Below are 22,453 nucleotides of genomic sequence, written 5' to 3' on the forward strand. Positions count from 1 at the left end.
CTTCACCCGCGTGGGTGTGGCGGGCTGGTCTGCGTTGCCGCTGGCAACCCAGTGCGCTTTGCCGCTGAAGGATCGACGGGTGGTCGGTTGGCTGATCGTGACGGGACGGCTGCGGCCCAGCCCGGACTATCTCGTGGCGTGCCGGCCCTACCTCGGCGAAGTCGCCGCTCACCATCACCGCAGGTTCCACCAACGGTTCGTGGCGACCTCCACTGAGCTCGGGTTCGGTCCCGTCGTGACCCGCCTGCAGTGGTCCGCCCTGGCCAAGGTGGCCGCGCTGGCCGGGCTGACTCCCGAGAAGCTGACCCAGCCGGTGATCGATACGCAGCGAAAAGCGTTGATCAGCGCGATAACTCGCCACCGACCCGGCAGCCACGGCGCCAAGGCACTGAGCGCGGCGCTGTTCGGTGCGCAGACCACCCTGTTCCACCTCGGCGTCCTGGACACCGCGCCCCGCAAGACCAGCCCAAACCGCTCGGCTGAACGGGCCGCCCAGTGGGCGGCGGTCCCGCCGCGGCTGGCGGCCACCCTGACCGGTTACATCGCCCAGACACGGCTGTCGCTGCGGGCGTCGACGATGGTGCGCGTCGAAGGCGTGCTGCGGGAGTTCGCCGGTTGGCTGGCCGCGAACGCCCCCGAGGTGGTCTGCGTCGCCGACCTGCGTCGGACACACATCGAGGCCTACAAGCTGCACCTGAGCACCCGGCCCTCGGCCCGCGGTGGGCGGTTGTCCAAGATCAGTCTCGCCGAACACCTCGGTACCCTGCGCACCTGCTTCGACCGGCTCACCGAATGGTGCGGCGACGACATTCCCGCCCGCGTGCTCATGTTCACCGGCGACCTGCCGCTGCGCGACGACCCGCTGCCCCGCTTCCTCGACGACGCCGCGTTCACCAAGCTGCTGCAGGCCGCGCGCACCGCTGATGATCCGTTCGTTCGACTGTGTGTGGAGTTTCTGGCCCGCACCGGGCTGCGCAAGGGCGAATTCCTCGATCTCACAGTTGATTCCGTGGTGCAGATCGGGGCGGCATACTGGTTGCACGTGCCGCTGGGGAAACTGCGCACCGACCGCTACATCCCCTTGCACCCCCAACTCAAGGACCTCCTCGACGCCTGGATCGCCAACCGACCCACCAGCTTGCGCAGCCCCTACCTGTTTATCGAATACGGCCAACGCATCGGCGAGGGCCGCGTCGATCGGGCAGTCGCTGAAGCCGCGAAAGCGGCTGGCATCGGCCGTGTTTCGCCGCATCGTCTCAGGCATACCTTGGCGACCCAGGCGATCAACCGCGGCATGTCCCTGGAAGCGCTGGCCGCGCTGTTGGGTCACCGATCTATGCGTATGACGCTCGTTTACGCCCGAATCGCCGATCGCACTGTCGCCGACGAATACTTCTCCGTCAGTGAAAAAGTCGAAGCCCTCTACGATCAGCCGCGCGCACTTCCCGCCGACGCCGAAGGCGCTGAAATGCGCAAGCTCCGTGCCGAGATGCACCGCCGCATGCTCGGCAACGGCTACTGCGCCCGACCCGTCGGCCTGGACTGCCACTTCGAATCCATCTGCGAATCCTGCACTTTCTTCCAGACCACCATCGAATTCCGCCCGACTCTGCAGGCACAACGCGACGACGCCGCCGAGAAAGGACAACTCGGCCGCCAGAAAGTGTTCGACGGACTGCTCGCCCGCCTCGACGATGCCGCCTCCTGACCGCACCCACTTGACAAGATCACCCGCATAATGCCCGAGCAACGCCATCAACGCCTGTAGGCTCATGCCGGCATTCGCCAGTTCTGTGGCCCAAGTGTGGCGCAGCTGATGAGGAGTGACGACGAGTGCGCCGCCGTGGGGTGCGCGTAGCCCGGCGGCTTTGGCGGCGGCGAGCAGCCCATTGCGAAGCCGGGTATAGCCGAGGCGACGCCCGCGCTGGGTGAACAGAAAGTCGGTGAGCACACCGGTGCGTGGGTGCGGCAACGGCCGGTGCGCACCACGGTAGCTGACCCACTCATCGAGGACGGCGACGGTGGCCGCCGACAGCGGCACCATGCGTTCGGTGGCCAGCTTGCCCAGCGGCACTTTCAACCAGGTGCCGGCGGGTCCGTAATCGATGATGCTGCCCAGTTCCAGGTCGAGCAGTTCGCCGACCCGCAGCCCGGCACCGCGCAGCACGGTCAGCCCGACGCGGGTGAACGGATCATCCAGGTCGGCAATGGCGTTCATCACCGCCGCATCGACGTCGGGGGCCAGGGCACGCGGCAGCGGCTGGTCGAGTTTGGGGACATCGGCGGCGAAGACCAGCCGCCGCGGTGGTGCCTGCTGCCAGCCCCAGGCGGTGATGTCGTCGAGCAGGTTGCGCAGGCTCAGCACCGCCGATTGGGCGACCGCGGCCGAGATGGTGCGCCGCGCGCCGGCGGCGGCGCGTTGCCCGCGCCAGCCCCGGGTGCGGTTCCAGGTCAGGTAGCCCTCGATGCAGGCCCGGTCCAGCTGGCTCAAACAGGTGATATCGGGGTGGTGGGTGGTGAGGTATTCGGCGAACGGCAGCAGATCGTTGATCAGCGACTCCACCGACTTCGGGCGCAGCACCGCTGCGCGCACCCGGACATAGCGCAACAACGTGTCCCGGATCGGTTCGGCCATCGCCACGTCGGCGAAGCGCGGCTCGAGGCTGCGCGCCCAGACTCGCCGCCGCGGTGCGGTGTCGACCACACCGGTCTCGAACAGCAGCTGGCGCAGGCTGGCCAGCCGTGCCCGGTAGGCGCGCCGCGACGAGGGTGGGATCGAGCTGACCGATAGCGCGGCATCGAACTCGTCGATGCCCTGCACGGTGAGGTCGGCAACCAGCCCTCCGCGGCAGGCCAGCAGCACCGCCAGGCACTCACCGAGCACCGTTTCGACCCAGGAGCTGGTCCAGCCCAACCGGTTTCCCGCATCTCGTATCGCCGCGAACCCACCCGGATCACGCGCCGCGACGGCGTGGCCGAGCCCGGTCAGCTGCTTGACCGCGGCCAGCTCGACATCCAGCCGGATCCGGTCGGTGCCAATCGCGTAGCACACCAGCGGCCAGGCTCTGCTCGACTGCAGCTCGGCGGCCCGCACGGTGGCGGGCAGAGTCATCCACGCGGCAAGATTCCGGTGGCGGGAGAGGAAGTCGCGCGCGATGCGAATGCGGTCGCGCACCGCCCGCTCACCGAGGCCCAGGCCCGCGACGTAATCGAAGTAGCCGCCCAGCAGTGCATCGGTGTCGACACCCCGGTCGACTGCCGGCGCGGTCATCGCAGTGCTCCAGCCAGACTCGCGCGCGCGGCGCAATATTCGGCGGCGAGTTGTTCCACCGACAGGTGCACGTAGCGGGCCGTGGTCTCCGGCGAGACATGCCCCATCAACGCCCGCAATGCGAGCAGATCAATTCCCCCGGAAGCCAATTCGGTGCCGTAGGTGTGGCGCAGCCGATGCGGACGCACCCGGGTCGCGCCGGAGAGCTCCCGGTGGCGGCGAAATAGGCTGCGCAGCCCTGCCTCGCTGACCGGTGCGCCGGCGGTCGGGCCCCGCAGTACTACGAAACACTGCGGTGCCGCCAGGCCCGGTGGGCGCTCCCACCGCAGATACGCTGCGACCTCGGTGAAGAAAGCGGCATCCACGGGCACGTGGCGTTCCTTGCTGCCCTTGTCGATCACCCGCAGCCGTCGTCGACCCATATCTACATCGGCCAGCAGCAGCCCCCGCACCTCTGCCGACCGCAACCCGCCCAGCAGCATCGCCAACACCATCGCCCGATCTCGGTGCGTCGCCAAGGTCGCGACAAACGCGTCGATGTCACTGGCCGGCAACGATTCTGGAAGCAGACGCGGCTGCCGCACCAGCCTGCCACCGGGGCGAGCGCGCCCTGGACCGAGATGACCCAGCAGCCCCCGTTCTGAGCGGCGCAGTCCCTGCCCGCGCCGCGGTGACGGCACCGGAGTATCACCACGTCGGCCGGTCATCACCAGGTACTCAAACAAGGCTCGCACCGCCGCCACCCGACGATTCACCGTCGACGCCGCAGCCGCGCGGGACCGATCCGCACCGCCAGGGCCGTCGGCGCGGTGCACCCCCTGCCAATCGATCCAGTCGAACACCACCGGAGCATCGACCTCGGCCAGCCCCATACCCCGTTCGCCGAGAAACCGCGCCAGGTTCACCACGTCGAATGCGTACCCGCGCACCGTGGCCAGACTGAACCCGCGCCCGACCAAATGCGTCAGGAACGCGTTCGCCGAATCTCGATCAGCCCAGTCTCCCTCGACCCGATACCCGCCATCGACCATGCGCACCCGCACTATCATCACCGTCTGCCCTTCCTGCCGTGCTCTGTCCTCAGCAGCATCCACCGGTCGTCACCGACCGACCCGGATCTCACGCCGCTGCGCGGTTCGTGTCGCCCCTGCGAGGGCCGGTTAACGGATATGGGGTTGTTCGACTAAATTTTGGCTCTTCTGACGCTTCCGTGGGCCGGTTGTTGATGTAAGGGGCGCACGTCGTTGTGGCTTAAGGTTTCTGGCTTGTGGAAGGTCAGGAACCAAAGGAGCCAACAACGACGTGCGCAATGTGAGGCTATGGCGTGCGCTGCTGGGTGTCGACCAGCGCACCGTGATCGAAGACATCGAGTTCGAGGAGTTCGGGGAGGAAGACGCCGACGGCGACACGCTGGTGGTGGCGCGGGTGCGGCCGCGAAGTGGTGTTTCGCGCCGTTGTGGCCGCTGCGGTCGCAGGGCGCCCTGGTATGACCGGGGTGAGGGTCGGCGCCGGTGGCGGGGCCTGGATTGGGGCACATGCAGGTGGTGCTGGAGGCCGATGCGCCGCGGGTGAACTGCCCCGCCCATGGGCCTACGGTGGTGGCGGTGCCGTGGGCGCGCCACCATGCCGGGCACACTTTGGCCTTTGATGACACGGTGGCCTGGCTGGCGGTGGCGTGTTCGAAAACCGCGGTGTGCGAGTTGATGCGGGTCGCCTGGCGCACCGTAGGGGCGATCGTGGCGAGGGTGTGGGCCGACACGGAGAAGAGGATCGACCGGTTTGCGGGTCTGCGTCGGATCGGCATCGATGAGATCTCCTATAAGCGTCACCACAAGTACCTCACGGTGGTGGTTGACCACGACAGCGGCCGGCTGGTGTGGGCCGCCCCGGGCCGCGACACCAAGACGCTGCGGCGGTTTTTTGGGTTTCCCCTGAAAACGTGGAGGTTTCCGTTATGCGGCCTGCGGTTGGATGGCCGTGATTTTTTCGTATTCGACGGGTGGCAGCAACCCGGCTGAGCTGTGCCGACGTCGGGTGTTGTAGAACCCGTAGCACCAGGTGGTGATGGCCTCGCGTGGCTGTGCCTTGGTGGCGAAGTGGTGGCGGGACAGCACCTCGTGTTCGAGGGTGGAAAAGAACGCCTCGCTGGCGGCGTTGTCGAAGCACGACCCGACACGTCCCATCGATTGGCGCACCCCGAGCTTGCGGCACAGCTTAGTGAAATCATTGGCGGTGTAGGTAGATCCGCGATCAGTGTGAAAGATCACGCCAGCGATCGCTGCGCGCCCGCCACGTACTGCGACGGCCATCTTGATCGCGTCGCTGGCCAGCTCGGCATCGGGGTGCTCCGACATCGGGCAAGCCAGCAAACGTCGCCCGCACAGGTCCAAGACCGAAGCCAAATACAGTTTGCCCTCATCGGTGGGGATTTCGGTGATATCACCGCACCACTTACGGTTGGGCGCTGCGGCGGTGGCGTCCCGTTTGAGCAGGTCGGGGAACTGAGGTGCCTTCTTGTCCTGGCGGGTCAACCCCCTGGGGCGCTTAGGCTTGCGCCCGGCCAGCCCGTGCCGGCGCATCGAGTCGGCCACCGTGTTCACGCTGACCTTCCAGCCTTCAGCGAGCAGGTCGGCGTGGATCCGCGGCGAGCCGTAGGTGCGCTGGGAGCGCTCGAACAGCTCCGCCACTCGCGCATCCCGCTGCGCGCGGCGTCGCTGCCGCTCAGTGGGCTCGCGGTCCAGCCACTTATAGAACCAGCAAACGCTGACCCCCAAAAGCGCGCAGCACACCGTGTGTGGCACCCGATGCACGGTCCTCTGGTCGGCGATAAAGCGGGCCACACTCACCTCGTCGCCTCCTTGACCCAGCCGACCACGGATCGCTTGAGCACATCACGCTTCATGCGCAGCTCGGCGACCTCGGCGCGCAGCCGCTTCAACTCGGCGATATCACCGGTGGAAAGCCCCTGGGCGCCTTCCCGTTCAGCACGATCTTTGGCAACCCAATTACCCAGGGTGCCCGGATGGATCCCGAGGTCTCGGGCCACCTGCGCGATCGGCTTACCGGTATCCCGGACTATCCGTACCGCTCCCTCCCGAAACTCCCGGTCGAACTTCCTGCGCGTCTTTGACATGCCCTTACCTCATAGTGCATGCCTCCACACTTTCGGGGGATTTCCCTTTCGACGCTCTGGGCGCCCAGCGGTGCGCGCAGATCACCCATGTGTCCGCCGATGCGGCGGAGTGGATTGCCGATGTGGTCGCCGAGCGCTGCCCGGGCGCGATCCGCTGCGCAGATCCGTTTCATGTGGTGGCCTGGGCCACCGAGGCGCTGGATGCCGAGCGGCGCCGGGCCTGGAACGACGCGCGAGCGATCGCGCGCGGCGAGGCCAAATGGGGCCGTGGTCGGCCCAGCAGGAACACCGCGCCGCGGCCGGGTCATGAACGGGCACGGCGGCTCAAAGCCGCCCGCTATGCACTGTGGAAAAACCCCGAAGACCTCACCGAACGCCAAACCGCAAAGCTGGCCTGGATCGCCAGAACTGATACCCGGCTCTACCGCGCATATCTGCTCAAAGAGGGATTGCGCTATGTGTTTTCGGTCAAGGGCGAGGAAGGCAAGCAGGCCCTGGACCGGTGGATCTCCTGGGCACGGCGCTGCCGCATCCCAGTCTTCGTCGAGCTGGCCGGCCGAATCGTGCGACACCGCGAAGCCATCGACGCCGCCCTCGACCATGCCCTATCGCAGGGACTGATCGAATCCACCAACACCAAAATCCGACTCCTGACCCGGATTGCGTTCGGATTCCGCTCCCCGGAAGCACTCATCGCCCTGGCAATGCTCGCCCTCGGCGGGCACCGACCCGCCCTGCCAGGCCGCGCCAAACACCCACGGATCAGTCAGTAGGGCCGTAACTTATAACTTGGTCGAACTGGGCGCCCATCGAGTCCAAAGCATCACCCGTGTACCGCGGCGATCACTTCAACGTAGGTTCCCGTAGTCACGGTGATCGAGCTGTGCTGGAGGATCCAGCCCCGAGGTCAGCCGTTCTACCTACCGCCGCCGTCCCGGTGGCCTATCTTGTTGCTCCTGCTGACAGCGCAGGCAGTCGCTACACCGCCGAGACGGCTCGGTTCCCAGCGGTATGACCTGGGCGTGATGGCCACGGTGGCCGCAACATCCACAGATCGCCATAATAATGACTCTCCAATCCTTGACGGTTCGAGGACACGGGTGTGCTTTCACAACTTCCTGTGCGGAACACCGCCGAATGCAGTGTCAACTCGAGTGAACTCATCACGTCGCCGTTGGCAGGTGTACGACATGCGCGCTTACCCTTGGGGCGCTTCCACGCTGAGTGACTCTCGATTTACCAGGAGTTATTGCGTAAAAGGGTCTCGTGCGCGACCATATATGCATGAGCGAGATGACGACGGTCGCAGGCGCCGCGGTCCTGGGCGTTTCAGCGCGGCAGATCGCGCGGCTCGCCCGCGCGGGAGAACTCACCGTGACGCGCACGGTCGCCGGCGCACTGCTGCTCGACGGAGCTTCGGTGCACCGGCTGGCTAAGCAGGTCCGCCACAACGGCCGGCCGTGGACTGCGGCCACAGCGTGGACTGCGCTCGCGTTGCTCTCCGGTGAACGTGTCGATTGGCTGGACAACTCGGCGATGTCGCGGCTGCGTCATCGGCTGCGTGCCAGTAGTGCTTCCGAGTTGTGCTGGATGACGCGTCGTCGCGCCACAGTGCATCGGATGCAGGGCTGGGGCAAAGACACGGGACTGGTGCACTCAGGGGTCAGCGCGTTGCGCGACCAGGCGATGTCCGAGCTGTTCGATCTCACAGCGGTCGAGAGGGGAGCCGACGGCTACGTTCGCGCTCGCGACTTCGCCGACGTGGTCACAACGCTGGGGCTCGTCGACGACGTCGATGGCGATGTGACCGTGCGAGTGGTGCCTGACGACGCCGGGTACGCCGTCGATCATGTGCTCACAGCGGCCGTTGCGGTCGACTTGGCCGAGTCCCTGGACACCCGTGAGTCGGCTGCGGGGATGCGCGTCTTGGGGGACTTGCTCGACGCCTTCCGTTCCAGTGATGCACATGCTCGTCGGCGCACGTCCGGGCGACTGGCCGGATGACCTCGGAGGCCGACGGTCGGCCGGTCTGGCAGGTGAATGCCCCTGTGGGCGGATGGCCGCCGCCATGGCCGCAGCTCGTTGAGATCGTGCAGGCCATCCCGCACACCCAGTGGACGTTGGTCGGTGGATTGATGGTGCAGCTGCACGCCGCGTACGCGGGATTGCAGCTCACCCGGCCTACTCGCGACGTGGACATGGTCCTGCACATCGAGACCGGCGCGGCCACCTTCGGCGGTGTCCGGCACGAGTTGGAACGACTCGGCTACGCGCTGCGCGAACCGGTCGATGACGGGCCGGTACACCGATTCATTCGCGGCCCTCGCGATACCGAGACCGTCGACGTCATGGTTGCCGACCATCTCTCGCCGAAGCGGCATCCCAAGGTGCTCGGCCGAAAGGTATTCGCGGTCCCCGGCGGCACCTCAGCTCTGCGCAAGACGGTGAACTGTGAGGTGAATACCGGCGAGGACGTCGTCGTGCTCAGCATTCCCGACGTCCTCGGGGCGCTGGTACTCAAAGGCGCGGCGTACATGGAGGACTCCCGCGACCGGGGACGCCATCTTGACGATGCGGCGGTGCTGGCGTGCGCGGCGACCGATCCGGTTGGTGACCGTGCCCGGATGATCGGCAACGACCGCAGACGCATCTGGGCGTTGTGGACGGTGCTGCAAGATCTCGACCACCAATCATGGATCTCCACCGGGACAAACTCCCGACGAGGCCACGGCGCACTGCGGGTGCTGGTCGGCGGCTGACGATCGAGTCAGCCATCCCTGCGGGTCGTCTTCGCGCCCACGGCTCGCCAGTGTCCCTTTAGTGTCCCAAGGCGGCACGAAACGGCGTTCACTCACTGAGACGCTGGCGACAAAACGAACAGCCTGACCTGCACCGATGAGACGCATTCGCACACCAGTCGACCGTTTACGCTTCTTTTACACACCAGCGGTCGGCGGTTCGATCCCGTCCGCGCCCGCCAGCACACCGGGTGCACGTCTCGCGCCACGACGACGGCGCCCCGCGATGTGGCCCGAAGCCGCTATCGGCGATTATGAACGGCATGTCCGAGGTCAGGCCGTTTCGGATCGACGTCCCCGATGAAGTGCTCGCCGATTTGCGATCACGTCTGGCGCGTACCCGCTGGCCCGACGCCGAGTGTGTGGACGATTGGAGCCAGGGTGTGCCGCTGGGCTATATCCGCCAGCTGGCCGCATATTGGGCCGACGGATATGACTGGCGGGCCCGCGAGGCCGCGCTGAACCGATTCGATCAGTTCATCACCGAAATTGACGGGTTGGACATCCATTTCATCCACCAGCGCTCGCCGCATCAGAACGCCTTTCCGCTGCTGATCACCCACGGCTGGCCCGGCTCAATAGTGGAGTTTCACAAAGTGATCGAGCCGCTGACCGATCCGACCGCCCACGGTGGCCGGGCCGAAGATGCCTTCCACGTCATCTGCCCATCGCTACCCGGGTTCGGCTTCTCGGGAAAGCCTACCCGCACCGGGTGGGGCGTGGAAAAGATCGCGCAGGCCTGGGAAACACTCATGGCGCGCCTGGGCTACCAGCGTTACGGCGCCCAGGGCGGCGACTGGGGCGCCGCCGTGACCACCCAGATTGGCCGCAACCGCGGCCGCTGCGCGGCCATCCATCTCAACATGCCGCTCGCTCTCCCCCCCACCGGGGGTATTGCCAACCCGACCGCGGAAGAGCGGCACGCCCTGGCCGCGTGGGCGCACCACCGCCGTTGGGGCACGGGCTATTCCAAGCAGCAATCCACGCGACCGCAGACCTTGGGCTACGGGCTGGTCGATTCCCCGGTGGGACAGCTGGCGTGGATCATCGAGAAATTCTGGGCGTGGACGGACTGCGACGGAAACCCGGAGAACGTCCTGAGCCGCGATGAGCTGCTGGACAACGTGATGATGTACTGGGTGACCGGTAGCGGCGCCTCGTCGGCTCGCCTGTACTGGGAGAGCATCAGCAGCTTCGCCACGACGGGGCGGGTCGAGTTGCCGACCGGTGTGGCGGCGTTTCCCAAGGAGATCCTGCCCGCGCCGCGGCGCTGGTGCGAGCCGAACTACCACATCACCCACTGGACGGCCATGCCCCGCGGCGGACACTTCGCCGCATTCGAACAACCGGACTTGTTCGTCGAGGACGTCCGGGCATTTTTCGCGACTCTGAGGTGAGGGTCGTCCTGTGGGGGCGTGCACGACGGGAATGGGCCGGCGGTGCGCTGGCGGGCTATCTGGCCGATGTGCTGCTCGGCGACCCGCGGCGAGGTCATCCGGTCGCGATGTTCGGCCGTGCGGCCGCGACCCTGGAGAGGGTCACCTACCGCGACAGCAGGATTGCTGGCGCCGGGCACGTGGGTGTGCTGGTCGGTGCGCTGGGGCTGGCGGGCGCGGCGCTGCAGCGGGGATGCGGGCGGCGTGGCCGGCGGTGGTCGATCGCCGCGACGGCCACCGCTACCTGGATAGCGCTGGGCGGAACGTCTCTGGCACGCACCGGCCGCCGGATGGCCGACCTGCTGGACGGCGGCGATCTCGAGGCCGCGCGACGGCTGCTGCCCTCGCTATGCGGGCGCGACCCCGCCGTCCTGGACGCCACGGGGCTGACCCGCGCCGCGCTGGAGTCGGTCGCGGAGAACACGTCGGACGCGGTGGTGGCGCCGCTGCTGTGGGCGGCGGCGGGGGGCACGCCCGCGGTGCTGGCCTACCGCGGCATCAACACCCTGGACTCGATGATTGGGCATCGCTCACCGCGCTATAGGCGATTCGGTTGGGCCGCCGCACGACTAGATGACCTGGCCGGCTATGTTCCGGCCCGGGTTGCCGGTGCGCTGGCGGCGCTGTGCGCACCCCTCGTCGGAGGCTCACCGGCAGGCGCGGTGCGGGCCTGGCACCGCGATGCCGCACGGCATCCCAGCCCCAACGCCGGAGTTCTCGAGGCGGCGTTTGCCGGGGCGCTGGGTGTGCGGCTGGGCGGACCCACGCAGTACCACCACCAACTGGAGATCCGGCCCGTGCTGGGCGAGGGCCGGGACCCGCGGGTGGCCGATCTGCGGCGTGCGGTGCTGCTGTCGCAGGTGGTGCAGGCGGCCGCGGCGGCGGGGTGGTTCAGCGTCGTCGGCCGTAGCGATCGGCGAGCTTCTCCTCGACGGTGATCGCGGGCGGCGCCGCCTCGTGCGGAGTCTTGCCCGCCCGCTCCCGATGGCGGGCACGGAGCTCGGCGAACACGAAATAGCCCAATCCGATCGGCGCGAGGATGCCGAACGCGATCCACTGGATGCCATATGAGAGAAACGGCCCGGCGTCCAGGCGCGGCACGCCGATCACGCCCAGTCCACCGGGTTGGCTGTCGGCCAGCTGCAGATAAGACCCGGCGAGCGGCACCTTGGTCAGTGCCGAGATCTGCCCAGCGTTGATCGAATACACCTGTTGAACACCGTCTTTGAAGAACGGGTCCTTGCCCCGCACGGGCGGCTCAGAGTCTCGAAGCCGCGCTGTGATGGTGACGGTCTGGGTCGGCGGCGGCGGGATCGGCGGCACCCGTGAGCCGTCCACAGGCCGCACGTACCCCCGGTCGACCAGGACCGTCGGGCCGGCGTCGACGGCGAAGGGGGTGAGCACCTCGAACGCCGGCGCCCCGTCGGCGACCCGCAGGCGGGCCAGCACCTGCGCTTCGGGCAAATAATGCCCGGTAGCGGTCACACGGCGCCACTGGGCCTCGGGAGCTGACGAATCCTGCTGTGGTAGAAGTGTTATCACCGGCACCGGTGCGACTTCCAGGGCATGCTCGATTTGCTGGTTCTGCCGTGAGGTCTTGGTGTGCTTTCCCAGCTGCCAGGGCGCCAGCACGGTAAGACACAGGTAGGTGAACGCGATCACCACCAGGGCCAGCGCCAGCCAGCCGGGCCGCAGCAGAAACGCCAGGCGGCGCATCAGCGACACCCGTTCTGGATGCGGGGGCCGCGCAACACCCCGACGGCCGGCCCGTCGGCCCGGCGGGCGAGGAGCATCTCGGACGTCGGCGAGCCGCAGATGTTGGCGGCGCCGGCGAACGCGATGTGCGGCCGGGGCCCGGCCCCGCGACGATGCGGGCCCGTCAGAGCCTGGGAGGGAGTTGGGCGCTCGGGGTCACACACCGAGCGCCTCCCGCAGCTCGGCGACCGTCGCGGCGCGGCGCACCCCGATACCGCCGTCGGGGAAATCGGCCTGCCCGTAGCCCCAGCCGACCACCACGGTGTCGATGCCGTGGGCGGCCGCGCCTTCGACGTCGTGGGCGCGGTCGCCGACCATCAGCACCCGCTCGGGCAGCGGCTGCAGTTGCGCGAGCGCATGGGCCAGCACCTCGGCCTTGCTGCTGCGCGCGCCGTCCGCGCCGGCCCCGGCGACGACCTCGAAATGGCCATCAAGGCCGAAATGGGCCAAAATGCGCCGTGCGGTCGGCTCCGCCTTGGAGGTGGCCACCGCGAGGCGGACACCGGCGGCCCGCAGATCCGCCAGCAGTGGCGCGATCCCGTCGAACAGCTTGCTCATCGCCCAGCCGCGGGTGCTGTAGTCGGCCCGGTAGGCCGCGCTCGCGGCCTCGGTGCGCTCCCCGAGCCCCATGGCGGCCAGGGTGCGGTGCATGGGCGGGCCGACGACGCGGGCCGCCAGGTCGCCCTCGGGCAGGGAGGCCCCGACCTGGCTCAAGGCGTGGCCGAAGCTGGCGAGAATCCCTTCCGCCGAGTCGGTCAGGGTGCCGTCGAGGTCAAAGATCACCAGCCCCGGGCGGCCGTTCCCGGCGGAAAGTGGTGTTGTCACGTTCTCATTGTCCTCAATGCTGCCCTTGGGGCGCACGCCCGCCGGCAATCACGCTCCGGACGCCGGCAGCGGGCCGTGGCCGACTACTGTTTGACCCTGTGGCGAGTCTGGACCCCGGCACGCTTGCGATGCCGCGCTACCACGGTGATCAGGCCGCGGCGCCGGGAATGCTGGATTTCGCCGTCAACGTCCGCCACCGGCAACCGCCGGCATGGCTGCTACGTCGGCTTGCCTCCCGGCTGCCGGAGCTTGGGCGCTATCCGGGCGCCGAGGACGAGCGTGCCGCGAAGGACGCGGTCGCGGCCCGTCACCGCCGCGCCCGCGAGGAGGTGGCGCTACTGGCCGGGGCGGCCGAAGGGTTCGCGCTGCTGCCGAATCTTCGTCCCCGACGGGCCGCGGTGATTGCGCCGTCGTTCAGCGAGCCCGACGCGGTCCTGGCGGCGGCCGGGGTGCCGGTGCACCACGTCGTGCTGGCGCCGCCCTTCGGCCTGGCCGGCGCGCGGGTACCCGAGAATGCCGACCTCGTTGTCGTGGGCAATCCGACCAACCCGACGGCGGTGCTGCACACCCGCGAGCAGATCCTTGCGCTGCGCCGCCCCGGCCGTATCGTGGTGGTCGATGAGGCGTTCGCCGACTCGGTTCCGGGTGAACCCGAGTCGCTGGCCGGTGACTCGCTTCCCGATGTGCTGGTGCTGCGCAGCCTGACCAAGACGTGGGCGCTGGCGGGGCTGCGGGTGGGCTACGCCCTGGGCGCACCGGAGGTGCTGGCGCGGTTGACTTCCCGGCGCGCGCATTGGCCGGTGGGCATCCTGCAGCTGACGGCCATCGCGGCCTGTTGCGCTCGCGCAGCCGTGGCCCAGGCCGCGGCCGGCGCGGCAAGGCTGGCGGGCATGCGCGCGCAGATGGCCGCCGGACTGCAAGCGGCGGGCGTCGAGGTGGTCGAGGGGCGGGCGCCGTTCATATTGTTCAGTTCGCCGGATGCGGAGTTGCTGCGCAAGCACTTATACGGCAAGGGGATCGCGGTGCGCCGATGTGACACGTTCGTCGGCCTGGACGGGCGGTATCTGCGGGCGGCGGTGCGCCCGGAGTGGCCGATGCTGGTAGCCGCGATCGGCGAGATGCTGCGATGAGTGCGCGCCTAGCCGAGGTGATCGACGTCTTGGACGCGGCTTACCCGCCGCAGCTGGCCCAGCCGTGGGATTCGGTCGGCCTGGTGTGCGGCGATCCGGGGGATGTGCTGGAGTCGGTGACCGTCGCGGTCGACGCCACGGCCGCGGTCATCGACGAAGTTCCCGACGGCGGGCTGCTGGTGGCCCATCATCCGCTGCTGTTGCGAGGCGTGGACACCGTGGCGGCCCACACGCCGAAAGGCGCGCTGGTGCACCGGCTAATCCGTTCGGGCCGTTCACTGTTCACCGCGCACACCAATGCCGATTCGGCATCCCCAGGGGTGTCCGACGCACTGGCGGCGGCGCTTGGACTAACCGTCGAGGCGGTGCTCGACCCGCTGCCGGCGAGGGCCGATCACGACAAGTGGGTCATCTATGTGCCGCCGCAGAACGCGGAAGAGGTGCGGACGGCCGTCTTTGCGGCCGGCGCCGGCCACATCGGCGAGTATTCCCACTGCAGCTGGAGCGTCACCGGCATCGGGCAGTTTCTGCCGCATGATGGGGCGTCGCCGGCCATCGGCAGCATCGGCGCCCTCGAGCGGCTGCCCGAGGACCGCATCGAGGTCGTCGCGCCTCGGGGTTTGAGGCCGCAGGTGTTGGCGGCGATGCGGGCAGCCCATCCCTACGAGGAGCCGGCATTCGACATCTTCGCGCTGGAGCCACCGCCCACCGGCGTCGGGCTCGGCCGGGTCGGCTCATTGCCGCGGCCCGAGCCGCTGCGCAGCTTCGTCTCCCGGGTGAAAGCGGCGTTACCGCCGACGTCATGGAGCCTGCGCGCGGCCGGCGATCCCGAGCTGCCGGTGACGCGGGTCGCGGTCTGCGGCGGCGCGGGCGACTCGTTGCTGGCCACGGTCGCGGCCGCCGGAGTGCAGGCGTACGTCACCGCCGACCTCCGCCACCACCCCGCCGACGAGCATTGCCGGGCCACGGATGTCGCCCTGATCGACGTCGCACACTGGGCCAGTGAATACCCGTGGTGCGGGCAGGCCGCCGATGTGCTGCGGACGGCGTTCGGCGCCGCCCTGCACGTGCGAGTGTCTGCCGTCCGCACCGACCCCTGGAACCTCGAAACTGACACCTGGAGAGATAATTCATGAAAGCTGCAGTGGCACAGCAACGTTCGCTGCTAGAGTTGGCTGAGCTGGACGCCGAGCTGTCCCGGATCGCGCACCGGGCCAGCCACCTTCCGCAGCAGCAGGACTACGAGCAAGCGCAGGCTGAGCACACCGCCGCCAACGAACGGTTGGCTTCCCTACGCATGACGTTGGCCGACATGGATGCCCAAGTGTCCCGCTTGGAGTCCGAGATCGACGCGGTACGCCGGCGCGAAGATCGCGATCGCGCACTGCTGCATTCGGGGGCAACGGACGCCAAGCAGCTGTCGGATCTGCAGCACGAACTGGAGACCTTGCAGCGCCGCCAGACCAGCCTGGAAGATTCGCTCCTGGAGGTGATGGAGCGCCGCGAAGAGCTGCAAGAACGGCAGAACGCCGAGTTGGCGGCGATCGACCGGCTGCAAGCCCGGCTGGCGCATGCCCAGCAGGCGCGCGACGGCGCACTCGCCGAGATCTACCAGGCCCGTCAACAACTCGCCTCGCGGCGCGACGAGCTGACTGGTGCGCTAGACCCCGAGCTGGTCGCCCTCTACGAGCGGCAGCGAGCGGGCGGCGGTCCGGGCGCCGGCCCGCTGCAAGGGCACCGGTGCGGCGCCTGCCGCATCGAGATCGGCCGTGGCGATCTAGCGCGGATCGCGGCGGCGGCCGAGGACGAGGTGCTGCGCTGCCCGGAGTGCGGCGCGATCCTGTTGCGGGTTAAGGACGTCTAGCCGGTGAAAGTGATCGTCGAGGCCGATGGCGGGTCGCGGGGTAATCCCGGCCCGGCCGGCTACGGGTCGGTGGTGTGGAGCGCCGATCACGCCACCGTGCTTGCGGAGAGCAAGCAGGCGATCGGCCGGGCCACCAACAATGTCGCCGAATACCGCGGGCTGATTGCAGGGTTGGAAGAGGCCGCGAAACTCGGCGCCACGCAGGTCGTGGTGTCGATGGACTCCAAGCTGGTGGTCGAGCAGATGTCGGGTCGCTGGCGGGTCAAGCAACCGCATTTGGCCGAGCTGTACGCCCAAGCCCGTGCGCTGGCATCGAGGTTTGATCAGATCAGCTATTCATGGGTTCCGCGGGAACGGAATTCGCACGCCGATCGGTTGGCCAACGAGGCGATGGACGCCGCGGCCCGCGCGATCGGCATGGCCGGGGAATCCACGAAGCCCATTGCCGAGCGGTCCAAAGCTGCTGTGGCCCAGCCGGTGTTAGCTCCGGGGTGGACCGGTGCGCGCGGGGCGCCGACCCGCCTTGTGCTGTTGCGCCATGGACAGACCGAGCTGTCGGCGGAACGTCGCTACTCGGGGCGTGGCAACCCGGCGCTGACCGAATTGGGGTGGCGCCAGGCTGACGCCGCGGCACGGTATTTGGCGCAGCGCGGCGGGATCGCCGCGGTCTTGACCTCCCCGCTGCAGCGGTGTTTTGACACCGCGGTGGTGGCCGCCAAAGCGCTGGGCCTAGACGTGACCGTGGATGACGACCTCGTTGAAACCGACTTCGGCACCTGGGAAGGGCTGACGTTCGCCGAAGCCGCACAGCGCGACCCACAACTGCATCAGCGCTGGCTGCGCGACACCAGCGCCCGGCCGCCGGGAGGGGAGAGCTTTGACGAAGTGCACCAGCGGGTGCGCCGGGCGTGTGACCGCATCATCGCCGGACACGGTGGCACGACGGTGCTCGTGGTGTCGCACGTGACGCCGATCAAGATGCTGCTGCGACTCGCGCTGGATGCCGGTCCGGGAATCCTGTACCGCTTGCACCTGGATCTGGCCTCGTTGAGCATCGCCGAGTTTTATCCCGACGGCGCCTCCTCGGTGCGGCTGATGAACCAGACCAGCTATCTGTGACGCGTGCCGCCATGGCCACGCACGTCAGCCGATCGCTGATACCTCGCGCAGGGTGACGGGGTCTCCGGTGCGGATGGTGCCTCGCGTGAGCACCTCGAAGTACGCTTCGGCGCAAGGCGACATCGCCGAAGGAATCAAAAGCTTAGGCCCGAGAACATGGTCCGTTGTGGGTCATATTTCTGCCGCACGGCGATCAGCCGTGACAGGTTCGCGCTGAAGTAGCGCGACGCCGGTTGGCTCGCCTCGAGATAGTTCACATAACCACCGACCGAATACGGTTGCACCGCTTGGTGTGCGGTGTTGAGCCAGCCGGTGGCTGCCGCGGGCGAGCCGGATGTCTCGACGTACCATTGAATGAGCGACGACTGCCGCCGCCACGGAAAAGCTGTGGCCTCCGGTGCCACGCTGGCGAGGGCGCCGTCGAGCGCGTGCATGATCACCAACGCACGGCCCGCCCCACTGGGAAAGGCGTCGAATGCCGACGCGATCCCCTGAGCGGCAGCCGGTGTCATCGTTGGCAGAACGTCAGATCCACCGACGTATCCCAGAGGCGACGGGTTGAGGTTGCCGACGGCCAGATACCTCACCAGGTCCAAGTAGTTGAAGGTATAGCTCTCGGTTCCGGTCGGTTGCATTCCAACGGCTGAAGTGATGGCCCTCGTCACGCTGCCACCCGACCCCGCCGGGCAGGTCGCAAGAATACGACAGTGTTGGCCCACCGCGTCGGCGGTCGCGTCGGCCAAGGCCCAGCTGTTTCGGTCAGCGTTACGCAGCCAAGTCTGCCAACCGAGGAGAACCTGCGCGAACGACTGCGGCGGGAAATTCAGGTTTACCACATCGACCTCGCCGGTGGGAAACGTGGCGAAGGTGAGCGAGGTCGTCACGCCGAAGTTGCCGCCCCCGCCGCCGCGCAACGCCCAAAACAGGTCGGGGTGGTCCTCGGCAGACGCGGTGACCGCAGCACCACCGGGCAGCACCACCGACGCCGACCGCAATGCATCACACATCAGGCCCGCGTGCCGGGAATGGGCGCCCAGCCCGCCGCCCAGGGCGTGCCCCGCGGTACCGACCGACGGGCAAGTACCCGTTGGGATTCCACGGCCGGCCGCGGCTAGTGCCTGATGCAGCGCATACAGACTCGTCGCGGGCGTCACCGTGACGTGCCCGGTGGTGGCGTCGTAGTTGGCTCCGCCGGGCAGCTGACGAAGGTCGAGGACCATGGTGCCGTTCGCCGTGGACGCTCCCACATAGGAGTGCCCACCGCTGCGGGGAGCGACCTTGAGGTTATGGGCAGCAGCGAATGCCATCGCCTTCTGCACATCCGCCGCCGATGTCACGGTGACGACCGCCGCCGGCGTCGAGCCATTGTAGTTAGTATTGAAAACCTGTTTGGCCGTAACAAATTGGCTACCACTATCCGGTAATACCACCTGCCCGCCGATGGCACGGGCAAGACCGCTCCAGCCCGAGGTATTCGGGGCGGCGGTGGCACGCGACCCGGAAACGACCCATGCAGCCGACGCTCCGGCGGCAGCCGCCAGAAACGCTCGCCGCGAGATCTCACGCTTGGGCTCTGGCGGTACCGTCATGTCCGCATTGTGGGCTATGCGACGCCAAAAACCTCCCCGGCGTATGACGTGTCGCAAAAGTAGCAAAAGTAATAGCGTCGTATGCCCGAGGAGTTGCCTAACCTCACCGATGGTGGGGTTGGCAGGCCACACGATATCGTTCCCCTCGATCCGTGTGTCCCGCACCCGCCTGTCCTGGGGTTGACCCCTGATGGTGGACACCTGACTGGTGGGACTGCTGGTCTCGCGGGAAGGATGTCCGCATGTCGGGCAAGCGTGGCAAGTACACCCCGGAGTTTCGGGAGCAGGCTGCCCGCCTGTGGTTGAGACCGGCCGGCCGGTGGCTCATGTGGCCGCCGAGATCGGTGTTGGTGAACAAGTGCTGGGGCGTTGGGTGCGCCTGCAACGCCGAGCCCTATCGGCTGGCGATGCTGGCGCAGTGTTCGATGCTGATGAACGCGCCGAGTTGGAGCGTCTGCGTAAAGAGAACGCCGAATTACGTTTGGATCGTGACTTTTTGACAAAAGCCGCGGCCTTGTTCGTCTCCGAACGGCACTGGTAGAAGCCTAGCGGGTGATCGAGGCGCAGCAGGCCACCTACCCGATCAAGCGGATGGGCGAACTGCTGGACGTGTCGCACTCGGGCTACTACATACAAATGGCGTGCATCCCGCGGGCGCGCACCGAGTCCGGCTCAGCGGCGCCGCGCAGTTGGATGCCACGCTCGCCAAGGTCCACGCGGCCTCCGACGGCGTCTATGGCGCCCCGCGTATCCTGGCCGATCTGCGCGATGAGGCTGAGCGGGTGTCGCGCAAGACGGTGGCGGCCGCACTGCGCCGGCGGGCTTTGGCCGGGATCTGTGCGCGCCGGTTCGCGCCGGCCACCACGGTGGTCGACCTGGATGCTGCGGCGCCTAAAGACCCGCTCACGCGCCGCTTCGACACCGCGATCCTCAACCGAGTGGGGACCAGCGATATCACCTACCTGGGCACCGGTGAGGGCGGGCTTTATCGATGCGCCGTCCGCGACAATTACTCACGGCGGGTGATCGGCGGGGGCAGCCACGATTGCCTGCACACCGATCTGGTGCGGGCCGCCGTGCAGGTGGCTGTGGCGATGCGCGGCGAGCTGGCCCAGCGGGTCGTGGTGCACGCCGATCGCGGCTGCCAGTGCACCTCAGCACAGCTGGCGCGGTTGGCCCGCGAGCACAACCTGGCCCGCTCGCTTGGCCGCACCGCGCTGTGCTGGGACAACGCTCAGCAGGAATCGTTTTGGGCGACACTGAACGTCGAGTTCTACGACCGCTACCTGTGGCGAACCAAGACGGCCGCCACGCTCGCCGCCGGCGATGGGATCGAGCGCGTCTACAACCGGCGCAGAGGTCATTCGGCCCTCGCTATGATTTGCCCCGTCGAGTTCGAGAACCGACTCACTCAGACGGCACAAGCCGCCTGACCCTGTGTCCACCAAACGGGTTCAAGCCCAGTCCAATCAGTCATCGTGGATAGGCCATTGCTTGGGTTGCAGTGCCTTCGTGTATTGGCTCCGTGTTGGACTCGAAGGCGGTAGGCTGCTCCGTCGTTCGCCGATGGGCTTCCCGCGTTCCCACGATTGGTGGTGCGCGGCACGACCTTGAGCAAGCATTGCCGAAATCGCGATCACCAATCGCGCTCCGTACCTGGCATACTTGCTCAATGAGCAACTGCGAGAGGTCTTTCGAGTCAAACGCGCAGAGGGGCGGGAGCGGAACGTGTCAAGGTCGGTGAGACAGTTTCTTATGCGGATTTGATGAGTGCTTCGGGGGTTGGTTGGTTGATCCAGGCGACGGTTGGCAGTTTCGGTGGGGTGGGTCGGCGATGCCGGAACCTGGCGGGGTTGGCGGGAGTTGGGCGACCGGCTTGGACGTCATCGAGGTGCCGCGATCAGCATGGAGAGCCAGTTGGCCGGGCTCGATGCTGTGGTGGGCCAAGGTGTCGTCGATGAACTGCTTGGCCAGTTCAGCGGTCTCGGTGGCCGCAACGGTCCAACCGACGACCTAGCGCGAGAAGATGTCGATGATCACATACAGTTGATAGAAGGTGCCACGTTGTGGCCCTTGTAATTTCGTTATATCCCACGACCAAACCTGGTTGGGCGCGGTGGCGATCAGCTCGGGTTTCTTGCGCGCCGGGTGGGTGCGCTGACGGCGCCGCTCCCGATTCTCCCCAGCGATCGCCAAAAGCCGGTACATGGTGCGGATCGAGCACAAATAGATGCCGTCATCGAGTAGGCGCGCCCACACCTGCGCCGGCGCCAGGTCGCAATACTCGGCCGAGCGCAGCACCGTCAGGATCTGCTGGCGTTCGGCCTCGGTGAGCTTGTTGGGCGGCTCGGACCGAGTCCGCGGCACCGGCCGTGATGCTGGGTTGCGGCGCCGATACAGCGTGGCCCGTGATGCGCCCAGCAATTCACAGGCCTGCTTGGTGCTGGTCGCCGCCTCCAAGTCGGGTAGATGCTCGCCGATCACGGCTTCGACTTCGGCTCGAAATCCACGCTCTCGGAGAGCATCTCCAAGAGCGCGTGCGCTTTTCCCGTGATCTCCAAGGCTAGCTTGGTCCGGTCCAGCTCGGCCTGCAGTTGCTTGGTGCGTCGCCGCAGCTTCTCCAACTCGACCTGCTCAGCGGTGCGTTTGGACTTACTCTTCGGCGTCAGCCCGTCTCGGGCACCGGCAGCACGGGCCTTGCGCCATTCGGCGATGTGCGAGCTATACAGGCCTTCGCGGCGCAGCAACGCACCACGCTCGGACGAACCGGTCGGCAGCGCGTCGTACTCATCGAGGACACGGGCCTTGTACTCGGCGGTGAACGTGCGCCGCCGTGCCCGCGCGCCCGGATCCGGTGTACTGCCCACTTGATCAGTCTCAGCGCACCCTTCCAGGGACGCGATCGTCATAGTCACGGAAAACGGTGATCCTGTCTCGCCCTGTAGTGATAATCGGCTACTGCTGCTGTCTCACCAAACCCTGTCACACAGGGGAGCTACTAGCCGGGTGGCTGTCGTTGGCGTCGCACTCGCGCCGGGTCCTCCGCCCATTCTTCTTCGGGTGTCTCGCCAAGCCAGTGCGGATGAGCGGGCGGAGGGGGCACCACACGGGGACCGAAGGTGAGGTGTTGCGAATCTACCCTCATACACGGCGGTGGATGTGCCAGTGGTCGCGGCGGTGATCTATACCCCTGCGCCGCTTAGATGAGGAGCAAATTCACTGTGAACCAAGGCAATTAGAAGACTGCGACACGTTCCGCGGCAATGGCCTGAGTCGCCAGTACGCCATCATCCGCGCTGTGCTGGACCACCCGGTGATCGCCCAGCGCTCACGCTGCTCGTGCGCTCGTCACAGGTCGCCGCCTGGCGCAGCCAACAGCAGACGAACGCCTCAACAGCCCCGGCACTCGACCCGGCCACGTCCCAAACCACGGGGCATCTCAGGACCACGCCGTGGCGGCTCCCGTCCGCTGCGCTCCCGTGCGCCGCCACCGACCCAGCCAGCCCGACCGCCGTGTTCAGCCGAATGGTGTC

19 protein-coding genes and 3 pseudogenes are annotated in these 22,453 nt (G+C 67.5%); 13 read left to right on the forward strand and 9 right to left on the reverse strand.

What is annotated here, in order from left to right:
- Positions 1–826 precede the first annotated feature (826 nt).
- The gene (locus MSM1_RS22140) at positions 827–1,708 is read left to right on the forward strand and encodes a site-specific integrase (RefSeq protein ID WP_236057108.1); all 882 of its coding nucleotides are present in this window, start codon (positions 827–829) and stop codon (positions 1,706–1,708) included.
- Between the two features lie 39 nt (positions 1,709–1,747).
- Here MSM1_RS22140 and MSM1_RS18165 read toward each other — a convergent pair.
- A pseudogene (locus MSM1_RS18165) lies at positions 1,748–3,271 on the reverse strand (tyrosine-type recombinase/integrase); the annotation flags it as partial.
- Positions 3,268–4,320: a tyrosine-type recombinase/integrase gene (locus tag MSM1_RS18170; RefSeq protein ID WP_213445720.1), complete on the reverse strand. Its 1,053-nt coding sequence runs from the start codon at positions 4,318–4,320 to the stop codon at positions 3,268–3,270. The gene MSM1_RS18170 and the pseudogene MSM1_RS18165, both read right to left, overlap by 4 nt.
- A 253-nt stretch (positions 4,321–4,573) precedes the next feature.
- Between MSM1_RS18170 and MSM1_RS18175 the strand changes: the two are divergent.
- Positions 4,574–5,193, forward strand: a pseudogene (locus tag MSM1_RS18175) (helix-turn-helix domain-containing protein); the annotation flags it as partial.
- Between the two features lie 30 nt (positions 5,194–5,223).
- On the opposite strand, the gene MSM1_RS18180 reads toward MSM1_RS18175, so the two are convergent.
- Both MSM1_RS18180 and MSM1_RS18185 read right to left on the reverse strand, forming a co-directional pair.
- Positions 5,224–6,117, reverse strand: coding sequence for an IS3 family transposase (locus MSM1_RS18180; RefSeq protein ID WP_213445039.1), 894 nt, complete (start codon positions 6,115–6,117; stop codon positions 5,224–5,226).
- On the reverse strand, positions 6,114–6,404 hold the full coding sequence (locus MSM1_RS18185; RefSeq protein WP_213445042.1) for a transposase: 291 nt from the start codon (positions 6,402–6,404) through the stop codon (positions 6,114–6,116). Before MSM1_RS18185 ends, MSM1_RS18180 begins: the two co-directional genes overlap by 4 nt.
- A 47-nt stretch (positions 6,405–6,451) precedes the next feature.
- Here MSM1_RS18185 and MSM1_RS18190 point away from each other — a divergent pair.
- The 5 genes and pseudogenes from MSM1_RS18190 to MSM1_RS18210 all read left to right on the forward strand — a co-directional run.
- A pseudogene (locus MSM1_RS18190) lies at positions 6,452–7,177 on the forward strand (transposase); the annotation flags it as partial.
- A gap of 511 nt (positions 7,178–7,688) precedes the next feature.
- Positions 7,689–8,408 (forward strand): hypothetical protein, encoded by a 720-nt coding sequence (locus tag MSM1_RS18195; protein ID WP_213445044.1) that lies wholly within the window; start codon positions 7,689–7,691, stop codon positions 8,406–8,408.
- A gap of 32 nt (positions 8,409–8,440) precedes the next feature.
- A complete protein-coding gene (locus MSM1_RS18200) occupies positions 8,441–9,163 on the forward strand; it encodes a hypothetical protein (protein ID WP_307857433.1) in 723 nt (240 codons plus the stop codon).
- Between the two features lie 302 nt (positions 9,164–9,465).
- Positions 9,466–10,599: an epoxide hydrolase family protein gene (locus tag MSM1_RS18205; RefSeq protein ID WP_213445046.1), complete on the forward strand. Its 1,134-nt coding sequence runs from the start codon at positions 9,466–9,468 to the stop codon at positions 10,597–10,599.
- 8 nt (positions 10,600–10,607) lie between these two features.
- Positions 10,608–11,576, forward strand: a complete 969-nt coding sequence (locus MSM1_RS18210; RefSeq protein ID WP_213445724.1) for a cobalamin biosynthesis protein — start codon at positions 10,608–10,610, stop codon at positions 11,574–11,576.
- Here MSM1_RS18210 and MSM1_RS18215 read toward each other — a convergent pair.
- Both MSM1_RS18215 and MSM1_RS18220 read right to left on the reverse strand, forming a co-directional pair.
- Positions 11,530–12,354 carry an SURF1 family protein gene (locus MSM1_RS18215; RefSeq protein WP_213445048.1) on the reverse strand — a complete coding sequence of 275 codons (825 nt, stop codon included), beginning with the start codon at positions 12,352–12,354 and terminating at the stop codon, positions 11,530–11,532. The two genes, MSM1_RS18210 and MSM1_RS18215, sit on opposite strands and share 47 nt — an antisense overlap.
- A gap of 195 nt (positions 12,355–12,549) precedes the next feature.
- Positions 12,550–13,236, reverse strand: a complete 687-nt coding sequence (locus MSM1_RS18220; RefSeq protein ID WP_307857456.1) for an HAD-IA family hydrolase — start codon at positions 13,234–13,236, stop codon at positions 12,550–12,552.
- A gap of 110 nt (positions 13,237–13,346) precedes the next feature.
- Between MSM1_RS18220 and cobC the strand changes: the two genes are divergently transcribed.
- Genes cobC through MSM1_RS18240 form a run of 4 tightly spaced genes read left to right on the forward strand, consistent with a single transcriptional unit; the run spans position 13,347 to position 17,331 of the window.
- Complete coding sequence (gene cobC, locus MSM1_RS18225) at positions 13,347–14,348, forward strand: Rv2231c family pyridoxal phosphate-dependent protein CobC (protein WP_236057112.1); 1,002 nt, start codon at positions 13,347–13,349, stop codon at positions 14,346–14,348.
- Positions 14,345–15,484, forward strand: coding sequence for a Nif3-like dinuclear metal center hexameric protein (locus tag MSM1_RS18230; RefSeq protein ID WP_213445054.1), 1,140 nt, complete (start codon positions 14,345–14,347; stop codon positions 15,482–15,484). The genes cobC and MSM1_RS18230 overlap by 4 nt, the downstream gene beginning before the upstream one ends.
- Entirely contained in the window at positions 15,481–16,212 is a 732-nt protein-coding gene (locus MSM1_RS18235; protein WP_213445056.1) for a zinc ribbon domain-containing protein, read from the forward strand. The genes MSM1_RS18230 and MSM1_RS18235 overlap by 4 nt, the downstream gene beginning before the upstream one ends.
- A 3-nt stretch (positions 16,213–16,215) precedes the next feature.
- Positions 16,216–17,331: a bifunctional RNase H/acid phosphatase gene (locus MSM1_RS18240; protein ID WP_213445058.1), complete on the forward strand. Its 1,116-nt coding sequence runs from the start codon at positions 16,216–16,218 to the stop codon at positions 17,329–17,331.
- A gap of 134 nt (positions 17,332–17,465) precedes the next feature.
- On the opposite strand, the gene MSM1_RS18245 is transcribed toward MSM1_RS18240, so the two are convergent.
- Positions 17,466–18,920 (reverse strand): FAD-binding oxidoreductase, encoded by a 1,455-nt coding sequence (locus tag MSM1_RS18245; RefSeq protein ID WP_213445060.1) that lies wholly within the window; start codon positions 18,918–18,920, stop codon positions 17,466–17,468.
- A gap of 298 nt (positions 18,921–19,218) precedes the next feature.
- Here MSM1_RS18245 and MSM1_RS22555 point away from each other — a divergent pair, with 298 nt between their 5' ends.
- Both MSM1_RS22555 and MSM1_RS18255 read left to right on the forward strand, forming a co-directional pair.
- Entirely contained in the window at positions 19,219–19,461 is a 243-nt protein-coding gene (locus MSM1_RS22555; RefSeq protein ID WP_307857434.1) for a transposase, read from the forward strand.
- Positions 19,462–19,561: 100 nt separating this feature from the next.
- Positions 19,562–20,353 (forward strand): IS3 family transposase, encoded by a 792-nt coding sequence (locus MSM1_RS18255; RefSeq protein WP_213445064.1) that lies wholly within the window; start codon positions 19,562–19,564, stop codon positions 20,351–20,353.
- Positions 20,354–20,933: 580 nt separating this feature from the next.
- Here MSM1_RS18255 and MSM1_RS18260 read toward each other — a convergent pair.
- Together MSM1_RS18260 and MSM1_RS18265 are read right to left on the reverse strand one after the other, a co-directional pair.
- Positions 20,934–21,404, reverse strand: a complete 471-nt coding sequence (locus tag MSM1_RS18260; protein ID WP_213445066.1) for a hypothetical protein — start codon at positions 21,402–21,404, stop codon at positions 20,934–20,936.
- On the reverse strand, positions 21,401–21,787 hold the full coding sequence (locus MSM1_RS18265; RefSeq protein ID WP_213445068.1) for a hypothetical protein: 387 nt from the start codon (positions 21,785–21,787) through the stop codon (positions 21,401–21,403). The genes MSM1_RS18260 and MSM1_RS18265 overlap by 4 nt, the downstream gene beginning before the upstream one ends.
- Positions 21,788–22,453 lie beyond the last annotated feature (666 nt).

Origin of the sequence: Mycobacterium sp. SM1, assembly GCF_018361265.1 — a bacterium.
Lineage (GTDB): Bacteria > Actinomycetota > Actinomycetes > Mycobacteriales > Mycobacteriaceae > Mycobacterium.